The organism is Streptomyces sp. TRM68416, from assembly GCF_014596915.1.
In the GTDB taxonomy this organism is placed as follows: domain Bacteria; phylum Actinomycetota; class Actinomycetes; order Streptomycetales; family Streptomycetaceae; genus Streptomyces.
This window is the reverse complement of the sequence record NZ_JACVWU010000001.1, coordinates 492,343-513,131: the sequence shown is the minus strand read 5'-3', so window position 1 is coordinate 513,131 and position 20,789 is coordinate 492,343. Positions and strand designations below refer to the sequence as shown.

The window sequence follows — 20,789 nt, the reverse complement described above, 5'->3', positions numbered from 1 at the left end:
TTCGCTCAGATGAGCGGATCTTGGGCGGCTGCACTTCTCCAAGGGGTGGCACCGAGTGCCACCCCTCGATCGTTCATCGATCGAAATCAGGCGTGCCGAGAGGTGCTCGTTTGAGCGGAATCCGGGGAGTGTGAGCGTGCGCGAGTTCAAGAGGTGAACACAATCGGGGCCTTTGGCTTACCAAGCCTTGACTTTCGATCCAGTGGCGGACAGCCGGTTACGGGCGCATGACGCGCAAGTGGACGTACCCACGAGCCTTCGATCTGGGTATGTTCCTGGCCGTCAGGGCAGCCACCGCGTCCTCGGGAGTCGAGAACCGTGTCGGAAAACAAAGAACCCCACGTAGCGAAGTTCGTCTACGACTTCACCGAGGGAAACAAGGACCTCAAGGACCTCCTCGGCGGCAAGGGCGCGAACCTCGCCGAGATGACCAACCTCGGTCTCCCGGTGCCTCCGGGCTTCACGATCACCACCGAGGCCTGCAAGGTCTACCTCGACAGCGGCGAGGAGCCGGCGGCACTGCGTGACGAGGTGAGTGCGCACCTCGACGCGCTGGAGCAGCGCATGGGCAAGAAGCTCGGCCAGGCCGACAACCCCCTCCTCGTGTCGGTCCGCTCGGGCGCCAAGTTCTCCATGCCCGGCATGATGGACACGGTCCTGAACATCGGCCTCTCCGACAAGTCGGTCCAGGGCCTCGCCAAGCAGGCCGGCGACGACCGCTTCGCCTGGGACTCCTACCGGCGCCTCATCCAGATGTTCGGCAAGACCGTCCTCGGCGTCGACGGCGAGCTCTTCGAGGACGCGCTGGACGCGGCGAAGGCCGCCAAGAAGGTCACGGTCGACACCGAGCTGGAGGCCGCCGACCTCAAGAAGCTGGTCACCAAGTTCAAGAAGATCGTCAAGACCGAGGCCGGCCGGGACTTCCCGCAGGACCCGCGCGAGCAGATGGACCTCGCCATCAAGGCGGTCTTCGACTCCTGGAACGGCGACCGCGCCAAGCTCTACCGCCGCCAGGAGCGCATCCCGCACGACCTGGGCACGGCCGTCAACGTCTGCTCGATGGTGTTCGGCAACCTCGGCCCGGACTCCGGCACGGGCGTGGCGTTCACCCGCGACCCCGCCTCCGGCCACCAGGGCGTGTACGGCGACTACCTCCAGAACGCCCAGGGCGAGGACGTGGTCGCGGGTATCCGCAACACCGTGCCGCTCGCGGAGCTGGAGTCGATCGACAAGAAGTCGTACGACCAGCTGATGCAGATCATGGAGACCCTGGAGAACCACTACAAGGATCTCTGCGACATCGAGTTCACCATCGAGCGCGGCCGGCTGTGGATGCTCCAGACCCGCGTCGGCAAGCGGACGGCCGGTGCGGCCTTCCGTATCGCCACCCAGCTCGTGGACCAGGGGCTCATCGACGAGACCGAGGCGCTCCAGCGCGTCAACGGCGCCCAGCTCGCCCAGCTGATGTTCCCGAAGTTCGACGAGGACGCCAAGGTCGAGCAGGTCGGCCGGGGCATCGCGGCCTCGCCGGGCGCGGCGGTCGGCAAGGCGGTCTTCGACTCGTACACCGCCGTGAAGTGGTCGCGCTCGGGCGAGAAGGTCATCCTGGTCCGCCGGGAGACCAACCCCGACGACCTCGACGGCATGATCGCGGCCGAGGGCATCCTGACCAGCCGTGGCGGCAAGACCTCCCACGCGGCCGTCGTCGCCCGCGGCATGGGCAAGACCTGTGTCTGCGGCGCCGAGGAACTGGAGGTCGACACCAAGCGGCGCCGGATGACCGTCCCGGGCGGGCACGTCGTGGAGGAGGGCGACCTCATCTCCATCGACGGCTCCAGCGGCAAGGTGTACCTCGGCGAGGTGCCGGTCGTCCCGTCCCCGGTCGTGGAGTACTTCGAGGGCCGCATGCACGCCGGCGCCAACGACGCCGACGAGCTCGTCGAGGCCGTGCACCGGATCATGGCGTTCGCCGACCGCAAGCGCCGCCTGCGGGTGCGCGCCAACGCGGACAACGCCGAGGACGCGCTGCGCGCCCGTCGCTTCGGCGCCCAGGGCATCGGCCTGTGCCGCACCGAGCACATGTTCCTCGGTGACCGGCGCGAGCTGGTCGAGCGGCTGATCCTGGCCGACACGGACACCGAGCGCGAGGAGTCCCTGAAGGAGCTGCTCCCGCTGCAGAAGCAGGACTTCGTCGAGCTGTTCTCGGCGATGGACGGCCTGCCGGTGACGATCCGTCTCCTCGACCCGCCGCTGCACGAGTTCCTGCCGGACATCACCGAGCTGTCCGTGCGCGTGGCGCTGGCGGAGGCCCGCAAGGACCCGCACGAGAACGAGCTGCGGCTGCTCCAGGCCGTCCACCGGCTGCACGAGCAGAACCCGATGCTGGGTCTGCGCGGTGTGCGCCTCGGCCTGGTCATCCCCGGTCTGTTCACCATGCAGGTACGGGCCATCGCGGAGGCCGCGGCCGAGCGCAAGAACGCCAAGGGCGACCCGCGCGCGGAGATCATGATCCCGCTCGTCGGCACCGTCCAGGAGCTGGAGATCGTCCGCGAGGAGGCCGACCAGGTCATCGCCGAGGTCGAGGCCGCGACCGGCACGCAGCTGAAGCTGTCGATCGGCACGATGATCGAGCTGCCGCGCGCCGCGCTGACCGCCGGCCAGATCGCCGAGGCGGCGGAGTTCTTCTCCTTCGGCACGAACGACCTCACCCAGACCGTGTGGGGCTTCAGCCGGGACGACGTGGAGGCCTCGTTCTTCACGGCGTACCTGGAGAAGGGCATCTTCGGCGTCAGCCCGTTCGAGACGATCGACAAGGACGGCGTGGGCTCGCTGGTCGCGGCCGCGGCGAAGGCGGGCCGTGAGACCCGCCCGGACCTGAAGCTCGGCGTCTGCGGCGAGCACGGCGGTGACCCGGAGTCGGTGCACTTCTTCCACGAGGTCGGTCTGGACTACGTCTCCTGCTCGCCGTTCCGGATCCCGGTGGCGCGCCTCGAGGCGGGCCGTGCGGCCACCCAGTCGGAGGGCAGCGACCACCGCTGACCTTCTGTGGCTCCGGAGCCGTCGTCGGTCCCCGACCCTCACCGATCGCGGCGGCTCCGGAACGCGAGGAGAGGGGCGGCACCCGTGCGGGGGTGCCGCCCCTTCACGTTCACCCCTGTACGCCCGTACGGCGACGGCGGGCCGCCAGCAGGACGCCGCCGCCGGCGAGGATGACGGTCGCGCCGCCGGCCGCGAGGAACGGCGTGGCGCCGTTGCCGCCGGTCGCGGCGAGGTCGGTGTCCTCGGCCGTGTCGTCGGCCGCGGTGTCGTCGGCCGCGGTGTCCTTGGCCGGTTCGAAGCCCGCCGGTGGCTGGTCGCAGCCGATGCCGTCCGCGTCCCGGTCCAGGTGGCTGCCGTAGTGCTCGTCGCCCTTCTGGATGTTGGCGTACCCGTTGGCGTACGCCTCGGTGCAGTTCTTGAACGGGTGGTCGCCGTCGTGCGCCACGGCCGTGGCGGGCAGCGCGGCCAGGGCGAGCGTGGCGACGGCCAGCGCGGCGGGTGTGCGGAAAAGGTTCACCGGGTTCACAGAGGACCCCCCAAGATTCGTACTGATATCCATGCGCATGATCGTTACGAGGCGATCGGCCGGATTTGAGGTGTTGACGGTATTGAGAGGCCGCCGGTGCCGGGGCGGTTCGGCGGACCTGTGATGCAAGCGTGACGTGACCGGAAGGTAGCTCTCCGCGCGCGACGCAGCGGCGCCGGGAGGTATCGGCCCTGGCCACCGTCCGCCGGTCCCGGCTCACGCCTTCGCGGCGTCCGCGCGGCGCAGTTCGCCCGTGGCCAGGGTGAAGTAGGCGGCTGCGGCGAAGAGCAGGCCGGGGATGCTCAGCATCGTCCGCTGCTCGCCCTCGACGGCGGTCTCGTACGCCTCGCGCGATACCTCGGCCCTGCCGCGGTGGCCCACGGCGGTGTCGTAGGCGTAGTACCGGCCGTTGATGACCTCCGGGTTCTGGAGCGAGGTCGTGCTCGCCCCGGTGAACGCCAGCGCGAAGCCCGCGACGGTCAGCGCCCCCAGGGCCAGCTGCACATTGCCGGGGAGGCACCGGAAGGCCGACCAGATCTCGGACTTGGTCGCCTTGGTCAGCACTCCCCGCACCACCGCGGCGACGAACACCGGGAAGAGGAGCAGCACGCCGAGCCCCATGGCCGCCTCGGCGGTGTCCTCCGGCAGGGACACGCCCGGCACGCAGGTGAGCGCGGCGAGGGACAGCAGGAGGGCACTCGCGCCGCCCGCGATCGCCCCGTGCACCTTGAAGCTTCTCTTCACGCCGAGGAGCATCGCATGACCGCCCGGCCGATTCATTGCCGTATCCCGGCAAGGAGCGGGGCGGCTCGTCGCCGTACCCCTGCGGGTCATGGCATGGTCATGCCCTTTCCATCCCGTTCGCCTAGGTTCCCACCCGCGCGACCCCGCCCCCGACCGGCGGCGGGGCGGTCACGGCACCCTTTGGAGCACCAGTGGAACGTCGTACCTTCCTCCGTGCGACCGCGATCGGCGGTACCTCCGCCGTGCTCGGCGGAACCCTGTGGCGCGGCGCCGCGTACGCCGCGCCGGCGCAGCCCGGCACCGGACCCTACGGGCCGCTCGGTTCGCCGGACGCCAACGGCATCAGGCTGCCGAGCGGCTTCACCAGCAGGATCGTCGCCCGTTCCGGCCAGACGGTCCCCGGCACCTCGTACACCTGGCACAACGCCCCCGACGGCGGCGCCTGTTACCCGGACGGCTCGGGCTGGATCTACGTCTCCAACTCGGAGATCAACCCCGGCGGCGGGGTGAGCGCGGTGAAGTTCAACGCCACCGGGGCGATCACGGGCGCGTACCGCATCCTGTCCAACACGCGCACCAACTGCGCGGGCGGGAAGACGCCTTGGAACACCTGGCTGTCCTGCGAGGAGGTCTCCCGCGGCTACGTCTACGAGACCGACCCCTGGGGCGTGAACGCGGCCGTGCGCCGGGACGCGATGGGCCGCTTCAAGCACGAGGCGGCCGCCGCCGACCCGGTGCGCAAGGTGATCTACCTGACCGAGGACGAGTCCAACGGCCGCTTCTACCGCTTCGTGCCGACGACCTGGGGCAACCTCTCCTCCGGCACCCTCCAGGTGATGGTCGCCGGCAGCTCCACCTCCGGCTCGTTCAGCTGGGCGAACGTGCCCGACCCGGACGGCTCCCCGACCAGCACCCGCACCCAGGTCTCGGGGTCGAAGTCCTTCAACGGCGGCGAGGGCTGCCACTACGCCGACGACACCGTGTGGTTCACCACCAAGGGCGACAACCGGGTCTGGCAGCTGAACCTGACCACCAACACCTACGAACTCGCCTACGACGACTCCCTGGTGACCTCCGGCACGGCACCCCTCACCGGCGTCGACAACATCACCGGTTCCTCCTCCGGCGACCTCTTCGTGGCCGAGGACGGCGGCAACATGGAGATCTGCGTCATCACCCCGGACGACGTCATCGCCCCGTTCCTGCGCATCGACGGCCAGTCGGGCTCGGAGATCACCGGACCGGCGTTCTCCCCGGACGGCAGCCGGCTGTACTTCTCCAGCCAGCGGGGGACCAGCGGGAGTTCGTCCGGCGGCATCACCTACGAGGTGACGGGCCCGTTCCGGACGTAGCCGAGCCGGGGCGGCGTCCTCCGGGCGTCCTCCGGGCGCCGCCCCTCCCGTACCTAGCGCACCTCGACCCGGTCCCCCTGTGAAGTCGCGCCCGTCGACACGGCGTTGGCGGTGAAGCGCCAGCGCCAGGTGCCGGTGGTCTCCGCGGTGACCGTGGTGCGCAGCTTGCCGGCACTGTCGGTGGTGACCTTCTTGACGGTCTTGAAGGTGTCGGTGCCGGACTTGCGGAACTGCAGGGCCACGGACTTGCCCGCGTAGCCGTCCCAGACGTTGGTGTCCCAGTTGGCGCGCCGGAGCCAGCCGGTGACGGTCAGCTTGCCGCCCTTCGCCACCGGCTCGGGCGTGGCCTGGGCGGACTCCAGCTTGGCGTGCCGCTTGACACTGAGCGGCGCGCCCGGCGAGAGGTGGTGGGAGTCGCCGTCCTCGGCCACCGCCTTGGCCTTGAAGTGCCAGCCGCCCGCCGAACTGTTCCGCAGGTCCTGCGCGTCCGTGCCGTCCGGTGAGAGCGGGAAGCTGTAGACGCAGCTCACCGTGGTCGCGCTCTGCGCACTGCACTCCTTGCGGGTGGGCCGGACGACCAGCCCGTCGGGGCCCACCACCTTGGGGCCGACGACGCTGTCGATCCCGGAGTCGTCCGTGGCGGTCAGCGTGACGCCGACCGAGGTGCCGAGCGTGGCGCCGACCCCGGTGGTCGCCTTGCCGAAGGTGACGGACGTGATGCGGGTGTCGCCCACGGTCGTGTCGGCGTGGGCGCCGGGCGCCACGGCGGCGAGGGCGACCAGGGGAGCGGCGGTGACGACCGCCGCGTAACGCTTGCGCATGGTTCTCCCAGCACGAGGGGGCCGGATCATGGTCCGGATACGGGGGAGACCCACGAGGGCGTCAACGAGTTGTACGGACGCGGAATGCCGTCCGGACTCAGTCCTTGCGTCCCGTCACCGCGACCGTGACACCGAGCCCGATCATGGTCATCCCGCCGACCCCGCCGACCAGGGACAGACGCCGCGGGGAGCGCGCGAACCAGCCGCGGGCGGTGGCCGCGGCCAGGCCCCAGACGCTGTCCGAGGCGAGCGCGATGGCGTTGAAGACCAGGCCGAGCAGCAGCATCTGCGCCGCCGCGTGACCGGCGCCGCGGTCGACGAACTGGGGCAGCACGGCGGCGAAGAACACGATGGTCTTCGGATTGCTCACGCCGACCGCGAACCCCTCCCAGAACGTGCGCAGCCCACTGTGCGGCGCCGCCCCGTCCTCGGCGAACGCCGCGCGCAGCGCCCCGCGGTCCCGCCACGCCCTGACGCCCAGATATACGAGGTAGGCGGCGCCGGCGAGCTTGAGCGCCGTGAAGAGCAGCACCGAGCGCTCCACGACCGAGCCGATCCCGAACGCCACGGCCACGATGAGCACGTAGGCGCCGGCCGTGTTGCCCGCCACCGTCATCAGGGCGGCGCGGCGGCCCTGGGCGAGCGCCCGGCCGACGACGAACAGCACACTGGGGCCGGGGACCGCGATCAGCAGGAACGACATCGCCGCGAAGGCGAGAAGCCGTTCGGTGGACACCATGCGGGCCATTGAAGCAGGGGCGGCCCGCACGGGTCATCCGCTTTTTGAGCGCTGGTTCTTGGTCTCGGTTGGTCTCGGTTGCCTCTTCGGGGCGAGGCGCCGCAGCGGGCGCCGCCCCGAGCGGCATGGCTGGGCGGTCGGGTGAGCGCGGGCTGTCCTCTGGTGGGCCACGCTCATCCGACCGCCGGTTCCGGGGGTGGGGTCAGGCCGTCCGGATCTCGTACGTCGCCACCCGCACCGCCTCGTCGTCCAGGCACTGGCCCGATTCCAGGTCGATGCGCTGCTTGAGCAGCGGGGAGGCCACGAAGGGACGGCCCTGGTGGGTGCCGGTGAGGCCGCGGGACATGACGGCCGCGCCGCTGAAGGGGTCGCGGTTGTCGATGGCGTAGAGCGTGCCGGCGCGGTCGCGGAAGAGGGCCACCTGGCGGCCGTCCGGCAGCAGGGCCGCCACGCCGCGCCCCGGGAGCAGCTGGTTGAGGTCGCAGACGGTGAACCAGCCGTCCGCCAACTGGAGTTGGACCTTGAGGTCGGTCGTCTCGGGTGCCAGGGTCATCGCTGGGCGCTTCCTTCCAGGGGACGGTGGCCGATGGTGAGCAGCGGCAGGTCGGGCTTGATCTGGTCGCGCTCGGGGACGAAGCCGACGACCGGGTCGGGGGTGTCCGGCGCGTTGACGAAGGAGACGAACCGGGCCAGCTTCTCCGGGTCGTTGATGGTCTCCGCCCACTCGTCGCGGTAGTTCGAGACATGCGCCGCCATCAGGGACTCCAGCTCCTCGCAGATGCCGAGGGAGTCCTCCACCACCACGTCGCGCACATGGTCCAGGCCGCCGGGAAGCCGCTCCAGCCACACGCTCGTGCGCTCCAGGCGGTCCGCCGTACGGATGTAGAACATCAGGAACCGGTCGATCAGACGGATCAGTTCGGCGTCCGTCAGGTCCTGCGCCAGCAGATCCGCGTGGCGCGGTGTCGCGCCGCCGTTGCCGCCGACGTACAGGTTCCAGCCGTTGGCCGTGGCGATCACGCCGAAGTCCTTCGACTGGGCCTCGGCGCACTCGCGCTGGCAGCCGGAGACCGCCGACTTCAGCTTGTGCGGCGACCTCAGACCCCGGTAGCGCAGCTCCAGTTCGATGGCCATCCGGACCGAGTCCTGGACGCCGTAGCGGCACCAGGTCTGGCCCACGCAGGACTTCACCGTGCGCAGCGCCTTGCCGTACGCGTGGCCCGACTCGAAGCCGGCGTCCACCAACCTCGCCCAGATCAGCGGCAGTTGCTCGACGCGCGCGCCGAACATGTCGATGCGCTGGCCGCCCGTGATCTTCGTGTAGAGCCCGAAGTCGCGGGCGATCTCGCCGATCACGATCAGACCCTCGGGGGTGACCTCGCCGCCGGGGATGCGCGGCACGACCGAGTACGAGCCGTTCTTCTGGAGGTTGGCCAGGAAGTGGTCGTTGCTGTCCTGGAGGGCCGCCTGCTCGCCGTCGAGGACATAGCCGCTCGCGCCGATCGTGGGCGCCAGCGACGCGATGATCGAGCCCACCGTCGGCTTGCAGATCTCGCAGCCGTCGCCACCCCTGGCGCCGTCACGGCCGTAGCGGTCCAGCAGATCCTGGTAGGTGTTGATGCGCAGGGCGAGGACGATCTCGTAGAGCTCCTCGCGGGTCTGCGCGAAGCAGCCGCACAGGCCCTTGTCGACCTCGACGCCGGACGCCTCCAGCTCGGCGGTGACCAGCTGGCCGAGGACCTTGACGCAACTGCCGCAGCCGGTACCGGCCTTGGTGCACTTCTTCACCTCGGGCACGGTGGTGCACCGATGGTCGGTGACCGCACCGCGGATCGTGCCCTTGGAGACGTTGTGGCAGGAGCAGATGATCGCGTCGTCGGGGAGCGCGGAGGGGCCGAGCTGCGCGGGCGCGCCCGCGCCGGCCGGCAGCACCAGCGACTCCGGCGCGATCGGCGGAACCGAACCGGTCAGCGCGCGCAGCGTGCCGTAGGCCTCCGCGTCGCCGACCAGGATGCCGCCGAGCAGCGTGCCGTCGCGGCCGATCACCAGCTTCTTGTACAGGCCCGCGCGGGAGTCGGAGTAGACGACGTCCAGGCAGTCCTCGGTGGCGCCGTGCGCGTCACCGAAGGAGGCGACGTCGACGCCGAGCAGCTTCAGCTTGGTGGACAGGTCCGCGCCGGTGAACGTCAACTGATCGGTCTCGTCCGCGGCGATGGTCGCGGCGGCCGTCGCGGCCTGCTCGTAGCCCGGTGCCACCAGGCCGTACACCCGGCCGTCCGCCGCCAGCGCGCACTCGCCGATGGCGAACACGTGCGGGTCGGTGACCGTGCGGCACTGCTCGTCGACGGAGATGCCGCCGCGCTCGCCGACCGCCAGACCGCAGTCGCGGGCCAGTTGGTCGCGGGGACGCACGCCGGCGGAGAACACCACCATGTCGGTGGCGAGTTCGGAGCCGTCGGACAGCTTCATGCCGGTGACCGCGCCGTCCTCGCCGACCACGATCTCCTGCGTGCCCACGCCCGTGTGCACGGACAGGCCCATCTCCTCGATGGTGCGCAGCAGCGCCGCGCCACCGCCCTCGTCGACCTGCACCGGCATCAGCCGCGGCGCGAACTCCACGATGTGGGAGGTGAGTCCGAGCCCCTTCAGGGCGCCGGCCGCCTCAAGGCCGAGCAGACCGCCGCCGACCACCGTGCCGGTCGTCGCCGTCTTGGCGTACTCCTCGATCGCGAGGAGGTCCTCGATCGTGCGGTAGACGAAGCAGCCCTCGGCGTCCTTGTTCGGCACGGGCGGCACGAACGGGTAGGAGCCGGTGGCCAGGACCAGGACGTCGTAGTCGACGACCAGGCCCGAGCGGGCCGTCACCCGGCGTGCCTCGCGGTCGACCGTCTCGGCCGGGTCACCGATGTGCAGTTCGATGGAGTGCTTCTCGATGAACTCCAGGTCCGTCATCGACAGGTCCTCGGGCGTCCGGCCCGAGAAGTACGAGGTGAGCTGCACACGGTCGTAGGCCGGACGCGGCTCCTCGCACAGCACCACCACGCGGTGCGTGGCGGTCAGGCCGCGCTCGGCGAGCGCTTCGAGAAAGCGCTGGCCGACCATGCCGTGGCCGACGAGCACGATCGTGGGGGTGGCCCCCGGGGTGGCGGTCATCAGGAGCCTCCATCGTTGGTGAGCAGGTGGAGCAGAGGGCCGCCGTCGGAGGGGAGCGGCTCTGCTCCCTCCCAGGCGCGGGCGAGCGCGCCGACGGTGCCGAGTTCGCCGACGAGCACCCCGCCGACCACGCGGTCGTCGCGGACGACGACCTTGCGGTAGGTGCCTCGGGTGGCGTCGGTGAGCTGGACGACGTCGTCGCCCGGGAGTGCCTCCGTCTCGCCGAACGCGGCGAGGTCGAACACGGTGCGGTCGTGGGCGGCGTGGCCGTTGAGCGTCAGCCGGGTCAGCGAACGCGTGCCGGTGTAGCGGGCGTTCGGGTCTCCGGCCAGCAACTCAGCCAGCACTTCGGCCTGTTCCAGCGCCGGGGTGGCCAGCCCGTACAGCGTGCCGTCGTGCTGTGCGCAGTCGCCGACGGCCCGGATGCGCGGGTCGGAGGTGCGCAGCTCGTCGTCGACGACGACCCCCTTGCGCACCTCGAGGCCCGCCGCCTGCGCAAGCCCCACGCGGGGGTGGACCCCGCAGGCCAGGACCACGAGGTCGGCGTCGAGGGCGTATCCGTCGGCCAGCTCCACCGAGCGAACGGCCCCGCCGACACAGCGCACGTCACGCACCCGGCACTCGGTGTGCACCTCGACGCCCAGGTCCTTCAGGTGCCGCAGCACCAGCTTCGAGGCGCCCGGGTCGAGCTGGCGTTCCATGAGCCGCTCGGACTGCTGGGCGAGGACGACCTGAGCCCCGCGCACGGCGAGCGCGCGGGCCGCGGACACCCCGAGCAGCCCGCCGCCGATGACGACCGCCCGCACCCCCGGCCGTACCGCCTTGGACAGGCCCAGGCAGTCGTCCATGGTGCGGAACGCGTGCACACCCTCCGGCAGCTCATGGTCCGGCGTGAACAGTCCGCGCAGCGGCGGCAGCACCGGGTTGGAGCCGGTGGCCAGCACGAGCGTGTCGTATGCGATCACCGAACCGTCCGCGAGATGCACGGCTCGCAGCTCGCGGTCGATACGGGCGACCCGGCCGCGCGTCAGCTCCGCGGGCGCCGGAAGGGCGATCACGTCGGGGCTGTACCGTCCGGCCAGCACCTCGGCGAGCAGGACCCGGTTGTAGGGCCGGTGCTCCTCGTCGCCGATCAGCGTCACGGGCGTGCCGAGCTCACCGAGCCGCCGGGCGAGCCGTACGCCCGCGAGGCCGGCGCCGATCACCACCACACGCGAATTCGAGGTCATGCCCTTGAGCGTGCGGTGCCGGTGTTACCCGACCGCATCACGTTTGTTTCCCGTGAGGAACGCTGCCCTCAGCAGGGGCAGTGGGGTGGTGTGAGGGTTCCTGGGGGTGGGGTGGGGCGGGCTGTGAGCAGGGGCGGGGGGACTGGGGGTGGGGTCGGTCACACCGGGGGTTCGGTGCAGGCGGCATCGTCTACGACTGCGGGGTGGGGGCGGGCGCGAGCCCGGAGCGGGGGACCGGCGGGCCGACGGGCCGTAACCTCAGAGGACCCTCATCTCGATGGACGCCACATCCATCCCGTCCATAGGGTCGCGATCATGCCCGACATATCGCTGACCATGATCGTCGTCCTGTGCGTCGCGGCCCTCGCGGCCGGCTGGATCGACGCCGTGGTCGGCGGCGGCGGGCTCCTGCTGCTCCCGGCACTCCTGCTGGGCCTGCCCGCGAACACGCCCGCCGCGTACGCGCTCGGCACCAACAAGGCCGTCGCGATCGTCGGCACCTCGGGCGCCGCGGTGACCTACGCCCGCAAGGCCCCGGTCGACGTCCGCCTCGCCGTCCGTATCGGCCTCGCGGCGCTGGCCGGATCGTCGGGCGGCGCCTTCCTCGCGGCCGGCATGAGCACGGACGTCCTCAAGCCCGTGATCATGGTGGTGCTGCTCGCGGTCGCCGCCTTCGTGATCCTGCGCCCCGCCTTCGGCACCGCCCCGGCCACCGGCCCCGCCGGATCCTCGCCGCGATCGGCCTCGCGGGCCTCGGCATCGGCTTCTACGACGGACTGATCGGCCCCGGCACCGGCACCTTCCTGGTCCTCACCCTCACCGCCGTCCTCCACCTGGACCTGGTCACCGCCTCCGCCACCGCCAAGATCGTCAACTGCTGTACCAACGCCGGCGCGCTGGCCACCTTCGCCTGGCAGGGCACGGTCCTGTGGCAGCTCGCCGCCCTGATGGCCGTGTTCAACCTGGCGGGCGGCACCCTCGGCGCCCGTACCGCGCTGAAGAAGGGCAGCGGCTTCGTCCGGATCGTCCTGCTGACGGTGGTGTTCGCGCTGGTGGCGAACATGGCGTACGAGCAGTGGCTGGCCTAGGAACCAGTGGCTGGCCTAGGAACGCGACCCCGAGACGAGGAGGTCGACGATCCCGGTCGTGTCCTCCTCCCCGCGTCCCTGGGCGACCAGCCGATCCATCAGCTCCATGTACGGAGTCAGCAGCCGGGGGTCCACCCCCTGTTCCTCGGCGGTGCGCAGCAGCGTGGCGTTGCCCGCCGCCTGCATGGCCAGATGGGAGACGACGTTCTTCGTGTAGTCCTCGCTCTCCAGTTGGTCGGCCGTGTGGTGCACGGTGTGCGCCATCGCGGTGAGCCACCCCTCCAGCAGCGACGCGAAGTCCTTCGGCGCGATGTCCTCGCGGCGCACCAGCGCGAAGGCGTGGAAGACCCCGGCGAACATGCCGCTCATCGCGCTCAGCAGCGCCACGTCGTGCAATGCCGCGAACCCGGCGTCCGTGCCCGCGTAGGCGGTGCCCGCCGGTACGGCGAGGACGTCCCGGTGCTCCTCGAAGAGCGCGGCGGACCCGCTGTAGAAGACGAAGGCCCCGCTGTCCGGACTGCCGATCATCGGCGGTACGGCCATGATGCCGCCGTCGACGAAGCGGGCGCCGCGCGCCTCTGCCCAGGCGGCCCGGGCGCGGCCCTGGCCCGGCGTGCCGGTGGTCAGGTTCACCAGGTCGCGGCCGGTCAGGTCGGCCGTGGCGAGCGCCTCGCCGAGGGAGTCGTCGTCGAGCAGGCAGGCGACGACCAGCCGGTTCGCGGCGACGGCCGCGTCCGCGCTGTCGACGACCGTGGCGCCCTCGGCGGCCAGCGCCTCGGCGCGGGCGGGCGTGCGGTTCCAGACGGTCACGGGATGCCCGGCGGCGAGCCAGGCGCGGGCGAGCGCGGTGCCCATGGCGCCGGTGCCGAGGAGAGTCACAGGAGCAGGGGTCGGTGCGTTGTCAGTCATGGCGTCTAGGCTCGTTCGTGGGGATCGGCCTGCTCAAGTACGTACTTGAGAGTGGGTGGTTACCGCCGGGAAAGGGTCCAGGCAGTGGGAACGGGGTGGCGGGACATGGCGACGGGACGACGACCGGGATCGTACGTCTGCGGGATCGACGCGGCGATGGACGTGATCGGCGGCAAGTGGAAGGTGCTCATCCTCTGGGCGCTGCATCTGCGCCCGTACCGCTTCGGAGAGCTGCGCCGCGAGCTGCCCGGGGTGACCGAGAAGGTCCTCGCGGCCCACCTGCGGGAGCTGGAGGCGGACGGGATCGTGCACCGGGAGGATTACGACGAGGTGCCGCCGAGGGTGGAGTACTCGCTGACGCCGAAGGGCGTGACCCTCAACGCGGCGCTGGAGCCGCTGGGCGCGTGGGGCAAGCAGCACGTGCTGGGGCCGTCAGCGGCTGCCGGTGAGATGCGCGAAGACCACGACGTTGCCCTGATACCCGGTCGTGCGTGAGTAGCCGCCGCCGCAGGTGATCACCCGCAGCTCCGGCCGGGGCGCGGCGCCGTAGACCTTCTCGTCGGGGAAGTCCCGGGCGTCGTACACCTCGACGGAGTCGACGCTGAAGACGGCCGTGGTGCCGTCGCGCCGGTCCACCTCGATCGTGCCGCCCTTCTTCAGGGCGCCGAGGTCGTAGAAGACGGCGGGGCCGTCGGCGTTGTCGACGTGCCCGGCGACGATCGCGGTGCCCGTCTCACCGGGGGTGGTGCCGGCCTCGTACCAGCCGGCGAGGTTCGTCCGCGCGGCGGGCGGCACGTCGAGGCTGCCGGTAGCGGTGAGCCCGAGGCCCGTCAGGGGGGCGTCCACGCGGATCGAGGGGATCCGGACGCGGTCCGGGGGAGACGGCGGCAGCGCGGGGGCGGCGGAGCGCTGGGTGCGCGGATCGGCGTGGGCCTGGGCGGCGGACGGCTGCGGCGGGGCGTGCGTCGCGGCGCCGCTGCGCAGCAGCCACGCGCCGGAGCACAGCGCCACCACAGTCACGGCCGCTATGGCGGTGTTGCCGAACCCGCGTCGCACGGGCGCCTCCTCGTCATCGGACCCCGGTTCCCCCTCCGGGCCGCGAGGGGCGTCGGACCCGGAGGGGGAGGGGACATGCGGTACCGACGGACGGACAGCGGAGGGTGTCCGTCAGATCCCGTCGCCTCTCGCCCGGCGATGCAGGAGCCAGGTACCGCCCGCGGCGGCGACGGCGAGAGCCGCCACGCCGGCCGCGGTCTGCACGGGGTCGGGGCCGAGTGCGCCGCCGACCCCCGTCTTCACACTTCCTCTCGGGTGCACCTGCTGCCGCTGGGAGGCCAGCGTCACCACCAGGTCACCCGTCACCGTCACCCGCCGCCCGCCCTCCGCGCAGGTCGCGGTGATCTCGTACGTCCCCGGCTGCGCGCTCGGTGGCACCCGGAACTGCCCGATCGCGTCCTCCTCGTGGGTGCTCGGCGCCAGCGTGAAGGCACCGGCGCCGACCGCGCTGGCGTCACCGGCCGCCGTACCGCCGCCCGCGCACGCCGAGGTGTTCACCGTGACCTGCCCGCCCGGCACGACGGAGGACGGATACACCTCCAGACCCTGGCCGTCGGCCGCGTAGGCAGGAGCGGCGGCCGCCACGGCGAGCACGCTCCCGGTCAGCAGACGGGCGGTACGGCGCATCGGTGCTCCCTGGAGGTCAGCGGCGGTGACTGCCCTTCCGAGGTAAGTGGCAGGAGCCCGGACCCGCTTGCTGAGGGGCCGTCAGAAATTGGGATGAACGGGTGTCAGACGCCCCGCCCACCCTCGCGTTTCACCAGGTCAAAGCCACCGCACGGATACCCGGAGGGAGAACACCCAAAGGGCGCAGGCGGCGCGTGTGAACGGGTGACCGACACGACCACTTGACCTCAACAAAGGTTGAGGTACCACGCTCTACGGCATGACCACACACACCGCTCCCGAAGCCCCCCTCAACCTCGCCGTCGTCATCGGCAGCAACCGCCACGGCCGCTTCGGCCCCGTCGTCGCCGACTGGCTCCTCTCCCGCGTCCGCGACCGGGAGGACCTCACCGCCGAGGTCGTCGACGTCGCCGACATCCCCCTGCCCATGTCCTTCGCCCGCACCCCCGAGGCCACCGAGGCCCTGGCCGACGTCACCCCGAAGCTCGCCCGCGCCGACGCCTTCGTCGTCCTCACCCCCGAGTACAACCACTCCTTCCCGGCGGGCCTGAAGAACCTCATCGACTGGCACTACGCCGAGTGGCGCGCCAAGCCCGTCGGCCTCATCTCCTACGGCGGCATGGCCGGCGGCCTCCGCGCCGCCGAACACCTCCGCCAGGTCTTCGCCGAACTCCACGCCGTCACCGTCCGCGACACCGTCTCCTTCCACAACGCCGGCACCTCCTTCGACGACACCGGCCGCCTCAAGGACCCGTCCGCCCCGGACGCGGCCGCCAAGACGATGCTGGACCAACTGGTGTGGTGGGGCCGCGCGTTGAGGGAGGCGAAGGAGAGGCGGCCGTACGGGGGATAGTTGCTGGAGTGCGGTGAAGACGGGCGTGGCCACCGTCGATCAGCCCACGTTGACCGCACTCCAGGCCGCCCCCACCGCCGCGTACTCCGCACTCCCGTCCCCGTACAGGTCCTTCGCCGCGCGAAGCGTCGCGGCCCGTGCCCCCGCGTAGTTCGTCGACGACGTCATGTAGACCGTCAGCGCCCGGTACCAGATCGCGCCCAGCTTGGCGCGGCCGATCCCGGTGAGGGAAGTGCCGTTGCAGGTGGGGGAGTTGTGGGGGACGCCGTTGATGGTCTTGGCGCCGCTGCCCTCCGCGAGGAGGTACGCGAAGTGGTTGCCGACGCCGGAGGAGTAGTGGACGTCGAGGGTGCCCGTCGTCGCGCTCCAGCAGTCGACCGAACTGCCGTCCCTGGACGGCTTGTCCATGTAGCGCAGGGCGTTGCGGCCGAAGCCGGGGCGGACGATCTTCTCGCCGATGAGCCAGTCCCCGGGGTCGGAGGCGTTCGCCGCGTGGAACTCCACCAGTGTGCCGAAGATGTCCGAGGTGGCCTCGTTCAGGCCGCCGCTCTCGCCGGAGTACGTCAGCGCCGCCGTCTTGGACGTCACGCCGTGGGACATCTCGTGGCCGGCCACGTCCAGGGACACCAGCGGGCCGAGGTTCGTGCCGTCACCGTCGCCGTAGGTCATGCAGAAGCAACTGTCGTCCCAGAAGGCGTTGTTGTAGCGGTTGCCGTAGTGCACGCGGCTGTACGAGCCCTTGCCGTCGCCCGCGATGCCGTTGCGGCCGTGGGCGCTCTTGAAGTAGTCCCAGGTCACGTCGGTGCCGTACTGTGCGTCGACCGCGGCCGTCGCGCGGTCGTCCGTCGTTCCCGAGCCCCAGTGGTTGTCGGCGTCGGTGAAGACCGTGGACGGCGCGCGGCTGACGCAGATGGTGCCCAGCAGGCACAGGTCGGACTGGTTCGCCGCGTCGCCCGTGTACGTGCCCCCGCGGGTGGGGTCCTTGAGCTGGTACGTCGATCCCGACGCCGTCGTGTTCAGCGGTACCGTTCCGCTGTACAGCGAGCGCCCGTCGCCGGTCGCCGTCTCCAGGACGTCCCACGCGTCGATCTGCGTGCCCGTGCGGGCGTCCGTCAGCACGGTCCGGGCGACCGGGTTGCCGAGGGAGTCCTGGGCGAGGACGTCGGTCTGCCAGGCGAGTTTCGGTGCGCCGTGCAGGGCGTCGACGACCAGCCGGGGCTTGGCGGTCACCTTCTTCAGTACCTCGCCCAGGTTGACCGCGCGCAGCGCGCTCACCGCGAGGTCGGCCGCTTTCGGCGCGGAGAGCGTGGGCGTCACGCTCGCCGGTGCGACGGAGCCCTTCGTCGCGCGGGAGGCGCCGCGGTAGGTGCCGTCCTCGGCCAGGTGGACGACGAAGTCGCCGCCCAGGACGGGGAGTTGGCGGTAGGCCCGGTCGTAGCGGACGTGCCGGGTGCCGTCCGGGTCGATGATCACGTCCCGGACGGTCGTCTTCTGCGCGGAGGTCAGCCCGAGGGCCGCGGCATGGTCCACGAGGGCCGCCGCCGCGTCCTCGATCGCGTCGGCCCGCGTCGGACGATCGACCGTGCCGGCCTGCGTCGGAGTCTCACTCGCGTCAGCCCGCGTCGGACTCCCTACCGCGCCCGACCGCGTCGTACTCTCGCTCGCCCCCGCCGACGGGGACAGCGTGGCCGCGGCGAGCAGGCCGACAGCCGTGGCGGCGACACCGGCGGTGGCGAGACGGGAACCTCGGGCGTGCGGCCGTATCCGGCTCATGGATCTCCTCGGGACGGGCGGTGATCTTGCCTGCGATTTAAGGGGTCATGACATATCGCTGGCCAGGGTCGTCCCGTGGAGGTGTGTGAGAGGACAGAATCGTTTCTGTGACTCTTCCGTTCTTCGTCTACGGCACGCTGCGCCCCGGCGAGCCGAACCACGACCTCTTCCTGCGCGGACACACCCTGCGCGAGGAACCGGCACGGCTCCCGCGCGCCCTGCTCTACGACGGCCCCGGCTATCCGTACCTCGTAGAGGAAGGGGAGCAGGAGGCCGCCGTCCACGGAGACCTGGTGACCGCGCGCCCCGAGGCCTACGCCCAACTCCTCGCCGTACTCGACCGGTTGGAGGAGTACACCCCCGGCGACCCGCGCAACCTCTACGAGCGGGTCGCCCGTGAAGTGACCCGGGGCGCCGACGGGACGGCCGTGCGGGCCTGGGTGTACGTGGCCGCCCCGCCCGTCGCCGCCCGGCTACGGGTGCGCGGCAGGATCATCAGGGGCGGGGACTGGACGGCACGCCGCCAGGAGTCGCCACCGCCTCCAGCCGCACCGCACACGACTTGAACTCCGGCATCCGTGACGTGGGGTCCAGGGCCGGGTTCGTCAGGGTGTTCGCGCGGCCCTCGCCCGCCCAGTGGAAGGGCATGAAGACCGTGTCGGGGCGGATGCCCGTGGTGATGCGGGCCGGGGCCACCGCGCGGCCGCGGCGGGAGACGACCGCCACCGGGTCGCCCTCGGCCGCGCCGAGCCGCGCCGCGAGCCGCGGGTGCAGCTCGACGAAGGGGCCGGGGGCGGCGGCGTTGAGCTCGTCCACGCGGCGGGTCTGGGCGCCGGACTGGTACTGCGCCACCACCCGGCCGGTGGTCAGCAGCACCGGATACGCGTCGTCCGGTTCCTCGGCCGTGGCGCGGTGCGCGACCGGCACGAACCGGGCCCGGCCGTCCGGCGTGGCGAACCGGTCGAGGAAGAGGCGGGGCGTGCCGGGATGGACGCCGAGCGGCTCCACGTCCTCGGGCGGCGCGTCCAGCGCCGAGTCCTCGCCGTCGTCCGGTTCCTCGGCCGTGGCCGCCGGACACGGCCAGAACACCCCGTTCTCCTCCACCAGCCTGCGGTAGGTGATCCCGGAGTAGTCGGCCACGCCGCCCGCGCTGGCCCGGCGCAGTTCCTCGAAGACCTCCTCGGGGTCGGTCGGGAATCCCTTCTCCACCCCGAGCCGGCCGGCGAGTTCGTGCATGACCTCCAGGTCGCTGCGGATCCCCTCGGGCGGGGTGATCGCCTGCCTGCGCAGCAGGACGCGGCCCTCCAGGTTGGTCGTGGTCCCGGTCTCCTCCGCCCACTGCGTGACGGGCAGGACGACGTCCGCGAGCGCCGCCGTCTCGGACAGCACGACATCGCAGACGGCGAGGAAGTCCAGGGACTTGAGGCGTTCTTCGACGTGCGCGGCGCGGGGCGCCGACACCACCGGGTTGGAGCCCATGAGCAACAGCGACTTGATGTCCGTACCGAGGGCGTCGAGCAGTTCGTAGGCGCTGCGGCCGGGGCCGGGCAGCGAGTCGGGGTCGACGCCCCACACCTCCGCCACGTGGGCCCGCGCCGCCGGGTCGTCGAGCTTGCGGTAGCCGGGCAACTGGTCGGCCTTCTGGCCGTGTTCGCGTCCGCCCTGTCCGTTGCCCTGTCCGGTCAGACAGCCGTAGCCGGACAGCGGGCGGCCCGCGCGGCCGGTGGCCAGGCACAGGTTGATCCAGGCGCCGACGGTGTCGGTGCCCTTGGACTGCTGCTCGGGGCCGCGCGCGGTGAGCACCATCGCGTTCTCCGGCTCGCAGAACATCCGTACCGCCTCGCGGAGTTCGGGCACGGCCACGCCGGTGATCCGCTCCACGTACTCGGGCCAGTGCGCGAGCGCCTCCGCGCGCGCGTCCTCCCAGCCGGTGGTCCGTTCGCGGATGTACTCCTCGTCGGTGCGGCCCTCGGCGACGACCAGGTGCAGCAGCCCGAGCGCGAGGGCCAGGTCGGTGCCCGGCCGGGGGGCCAGGTGCAGGTCGGCCTGCTCGGCGGTCTTGGTGCGGCGCGGATCCACGACGATCAGGGTGCCGCCGTTCTCGCGCAGCTCGTGGAAGAAGCGCAGCGACGGAGGCATGGTCTCCGCCAGGTTCGAGCCGACGAGGATGACACAGCCCGTCTTCGGGATGTCCTCCAGCGGGAACGGCAGCCCACGGTCGAGTCCGAACGCCTTGATTCCCGCGGCCGCCGCCGACGACATGCAGAAGCGGCCGTTGTAGTCGATCTGGGAGGTGCCGAGCACCACCCGCGCGAACTTGCCGAGCGTGTACGCCTTCTCGTTGGTCAGCCCGCCGCCGCCGAAGACCCCGCACGCGTCCGGGCCATGTTCCGTACGCGTGCGGACGACGTTCTCGGCGATCCGGTCCAGCGCCTCCTCCCAGGAGGCGGGCACGAGCGTGCCCTCGGAGCGCACCAACGGGGAGGTCAGACGCACCCGGGAGGAGAGCACCGCCGGCGCGGTACGGCCCTTGCCGCACAGCGCACCCCGGTTCACGGGGAAGTCCGCCCGCTCGCTCACCTCGACCGTCCCCTCGGGGGCGGGCGTCAGATTCATCCCGCACTGCAGGGCGCAGTACGGACAGTGCGTGGGCGTGGCGGAGTTCTGCATGCCCTCCAGCGTGCTTCGGCCGTGTTACGTGCCGTGTCGGCGGATTGTTACGCCGGAGGGACGGCGGCCTCCTTCTTCCGGGCCGGCCGCCGTGAGGCCGCACTCCCTGGGGCCGCCTCGCACACGGCACCCCCCGGCAGCAGGGCCCAGGACACAGCACCCCCCACCCCGTGTCGCCACCGCCCGCGACGAAAGTTGCCTCCGGTGTGA

Annotated in this window: 17 protein-coding genes and 1 pseudogene; 6 read left to right on the top strand and 12 right to left on the bottom strand. The window is 71.6% G+C overall.

Translation table 11 applies throughout. The features are described from left to right. The first annotated feature begins 318 nt into the window (after positions 1-318). Positions 319-3,039, top strand: a complete 2,721-nt coding sequence (gene ppdK / locus ICC28_RS02360; protein ID WP_188286654.1) for a pyruvate, phosphate dikinase — start codon at positions 319-321, stop codon at positions 3,037-3,039. Between the two features lie 109 nt (positions 3,040-3,148). Here the strand turns inward: ppdK and ICC28_RS02355 are convergent, their stop codons facing one another. Together ICC28_RS02355 and ICC28_RS02350 are read right to left on the bottom strand one after the other, a co-directional pair. After that, positions 3,149-3,556 (bottom strand): excalibur calcium-binding domain-containing protein, encoded by a 408-nt coding sequence (locus ICC28_RS02355; RefSeq protein WP_188286653.1) that lies wholly within the window; start codon positions 3,554-3,556, stop codon positions 3,149-3,151. Positions 3,557-3,781: 225 nt separating this feature from the next. Next, the gene (locus ICC28_RS02350) at positions 3,782-4,309 is read right to left on the bottom strand and encodes a hypothetical protein (RefSeq protein WP_188286652.1); all 528 of its coding nucleotides are present in this window, start codon (positions 4,307-4,309) and stop codon (positions 3,782-3,784) included. A gap of 191 nt (positions 4,310-4,500) precedes the next feature. Here ICC28_RS02350 and ICC28_RS02345 point away from each other — a divergent pair, with 191 nt between their 5' ends. After that, complete coding sequence (locus ICC28_RS02345) at positions 4,501-5,661, top strand: alkaline phosphatase PhoX (protein ID WP_188286651.1); 1,161 nt, start codon at positions 4,501-4,503, stop codon at positions 5,659-5,661. A gap of 53 nt (positions 5,662-5,714) precedes the next feature. Here the strand turns inward: ICC28_RS02345 and ICC28_RS02340 are convergent, their stop codons facing one another. From ICC28_RS02340 to ICC28_RS02320, 5 genes are all read right to left on the bottom strand, one after another. Continuing rightward, positions 5,715-6,482 (bottom strand): calcium-binding protein, encoded by a 768-nt coding sequence (locus tag ICC28_RS02340; protein ID WP_188286650.1) that lies wholly within the window; start codon positions 6,480-6,482, stop codon positions 5,715-5,717. Positions 6,483-6,579: 97 nt separating this feature from the next. Further along, positions 6,580-7,221 carry a LysE family translocator gene (locus ICC28_RS02335; protein WP_188286649.1) on the bottom strand — a complete coding sequence of 214 codons (642 nt, stop codon included), beginning with the start codon at positions 7,219-7,221 and terminating at the stop codon, positions 6,580-6,582. Between the two features lie 202 nt (positions 7,222-7,423). Then, positions 7,424-7,774 carry a nitrite reductase small subunit NirD gene (gene nirD, locus ICC28_RS02330; protein ID WP_188286648.1) on the bottom strand — a complete coding sequence of 117 codons (351 nt, stop codon included), beginning with the start codon at positions 7,772-7,774 and terminating at the stop codon, positions 7,424-7,426. Then, positions 7,771-10,374, bottom strand: a complete 2,604-nt coding sequence (gene nirB, locus ICC28_RS02325; RefSeq protein WP_188286647.1) for a nitrite reductase large subunit NirB — start codon at positions 10,372-10,374, stop codon at positions 7,771-7,773. Before nirB ends, nirD begins: the two co-directional genes overlap by 4 nt. Then, positions 10,374-11,603 (bottom strand): NAD(P)/FAD-dependent oxidoreductase, encoded by a 1,230-nt coding sequence (locus ICC28_RS02320; protein WP_188286646.1) that lies wholly within the window; start codon positions 11,601-11,603, stop codon positions 10,374-10,376. The genes nirB and ICC28_RS02320 overlap by 1 nt, the downstream gene beginning before the upstream one ends. A 315-nt stretch (positions 11,604-11,918) precedes the next feature. On the opposite strand from ICC28_RS02320, the pseudogene ICC28_RS02315 reads away from it, so the two are divergent. Continuing rightward, positions 11,919-12,691: pseudogene (locus ICC28_RS02315) on the top strand (sulfite exporter TauE/SafE family protein). 15 nt (positions 12,692-12,706) lie between these two features. On the opposite strand, the gene ICC28_RS02310 reads toward ICC28_RS02315, so the two are convergent. Next, a complete protein-coding gene (locus ICC28_RS02310; RefSeq protein ID WP_188286645.1) occupies positions 12,707-13,600 on the bottom strand; it encodes an NAD(P)-dependent oxidoreductase in 894 nt (297 codons plus the stop codon). 105 nt (positions 13,601-13,705) lie between these two features. Here ICC28_RS02310 and ICC28_RS02305 point away from each other — a divergent pair, with 105 nt between their 5' ends. Then, positions 13,706-14,095, top strand: a complete 390-nt coding sequence (locus tag ICC28_RS02305) for a winged helix-turn-helix transcriptional regulator (protein WP_188286644.1) — start codon at positions 13,706-13,708, stop codon at positions 14,093-14,095. Here ICC28_RS02305 and ICC28_RS02300 read toward each other — a convergent pair. Further along, a complete protein-coding gene (locus tag ICC28_RS02300; RefSeq protein ID WP_188286643.1) occupies positions 14,033-14,656 on the bottom strand; it encodes a class F sortase in 624 nt (207 codons plus the stop codon). The genes ICC28_RS02305 and ICC28_RS02300 overlap by 63 nt on opposite strands. A 111-nt stretch (positions 14,657-14,767) precedes the next feature. After that, entirely contained in the window at positions 14,768-15,283 is a 516-nt protein-coding gene (locus ICC28_RS02295) for a hypothetical protein (RefSeq protein WP_188286642.1), read from the bottom strand. Positions 15,284-15,542: 259 nt separating this feature from the next. Here ICC28_RS02295 and ICC28_RS02290 point away from each other — a divergent pair, with 259 nt between their 5' ends. Further along, the gene (locus ICC28_RS02290) at positions 15,543-16,136 is read left to right on the top strand and encodes an NADPH-dependent FMN reductase (protein WP_188286641.1); all 594 of its coding nucleotides are present in this window, start codon (positions 15,543-15,545) and stop codon (positions 16,134-16,136) included. 39 nt (positions 16,137-16,175) lie between these two features. On the opposite strand, the gene ICC28_RS02285 is transcribed toward ICC28_RS02290, so the two are convergent. Then, the gene (locus ICC28_RS02285) at positions 16,176-17,909 is read right to left on the bottom strand and encodes a M4 family metallopeptidase (protein WP_188286640.1); all 1,734 of its coding nucleotides are present in this window, start codon (positions 17,907-17,909) and stop codon (positions 16,176-16,178) included. Between the two features lie 107 nt (positions 17,910-18,016). On the opposite strand from ICC28_RS02285, the gene ICC28_RS02280 reads away from it, so the two are divergent. Then, positions 18,017-18,475, top strand: a complete 459-nt coding sequence (locus ICC28_RS02280) for a gamma-glutamylcyclotransferase family protein (RefSeq protein WP_188286639.1) — start codon at positions 18,017-18,019, stop codon at positions 18,473-18,475. Here ICC28_RS02280 and ICC28_RS02275 read toward each other — a convergent pair. Beyond that, the gene (locus ICC28_RS02275) at positions 18,405-20,579 is read right to left on the bottom strand and encodes a molybdopterin oxidoreductase family protein (protein WP_188286638.1); all 2,175 of its coding nucleotides are present in this window, start codon (positions 20,577-20,579) and stop codon (positions 18,405-18,407) included. The two genes, ICC28_RS02280 and ICC28_RS02275, sit on opposite strands and share 71 nt — an antisense overlap. Positions 20,580-20,789: the final 210 nt, after the last annotated feature.

What these genes read in the sequence shown, in the direction of transcription:
- ICC28_RS02340 (WP_188286650.1), bottom strand. Translation starts at nt 6,482, where the DNA reads ATGCGCAAGCGTTACGCGGCGGTCGTCACCGCCGCTCCCCTGGTCGCC.
- ICC28_RS02335 (WP_188286649.1), bottom strand. Translation starts at nt 7,221, where the DNA reads ATGGTGTCCACCGAACGGCTTCTCGCCTTCGCGGCGATGTCGTTCCTG.
- nirD (WP_188286648.1), bottom strand. Translation starts at nt 7,774, where the DNA reads ATGACCCTGGCACCCGAGACGACCGACCTCAAGGTCCAACTCCAGTTG.
- nirB (WP_188286647.1), bottom strand. Translation starts at nt 10,374, where the DNA reads ATGACCGCCACCCCGGGGGCCACCCCCACGATCGTGCTCGTCGGCCAC.
- ICC28_RS02320 (WP_188286646.1), bottom strand. Translation starts at nt 11,603, where the DNA reads ATGACCTCGAATTCGCGTGTGGTGGTGATCGGCGCCGGCCTCGCGGGC.
- ICC28_RS02310 (WP_188286645.1), bottom strand. Translation starts at nt 13,600, where the DNA reads ATGACTGACAACGCACCGACCCCTGCTCCTGTGACTCTCCTCGGCACC.
- ICC28_RS02305 (WP_188286644.1), top strand. Translation starts at nt 13,706, where the DNA reads ATGGCGACGGGACGACGACCGGGATCGTACGTCTGCGGGATCGACGCG.
- ICC28_RS02295 (WP_188286642.1), bottom strand. Translation starts at nt 15,283, where the DNA reads ATGCGCCGTACCGCCCGTCTGCTGACCGGGAGCGTGCTCGCCGTGGCG.
- ICC28_RS02290 (WP_188286641.1), top strand. Translation starts at nt 15,543, where the DNA reads ATGACCACACACACCGCTCCCGAAGCCCCCCTCAACCTCGCCGTCGTC.
- ICC28_RS02285 (WP_188286640.1), bottom strand. Translation starts at nt 17,909, where the DNA reads ATGAGCCGGATACGGCCGCACGCCCGAGGTTCCCGTCTCGCCACCGCC.
- ICC28_RS02275 (WP_188286638.1), bottom strand. Translation starts at nt 20,579, where the DNA reads ATGCAGAACTCCGCCACGCCCACGCACTGTCCGTACTGCGCCCTGCAG.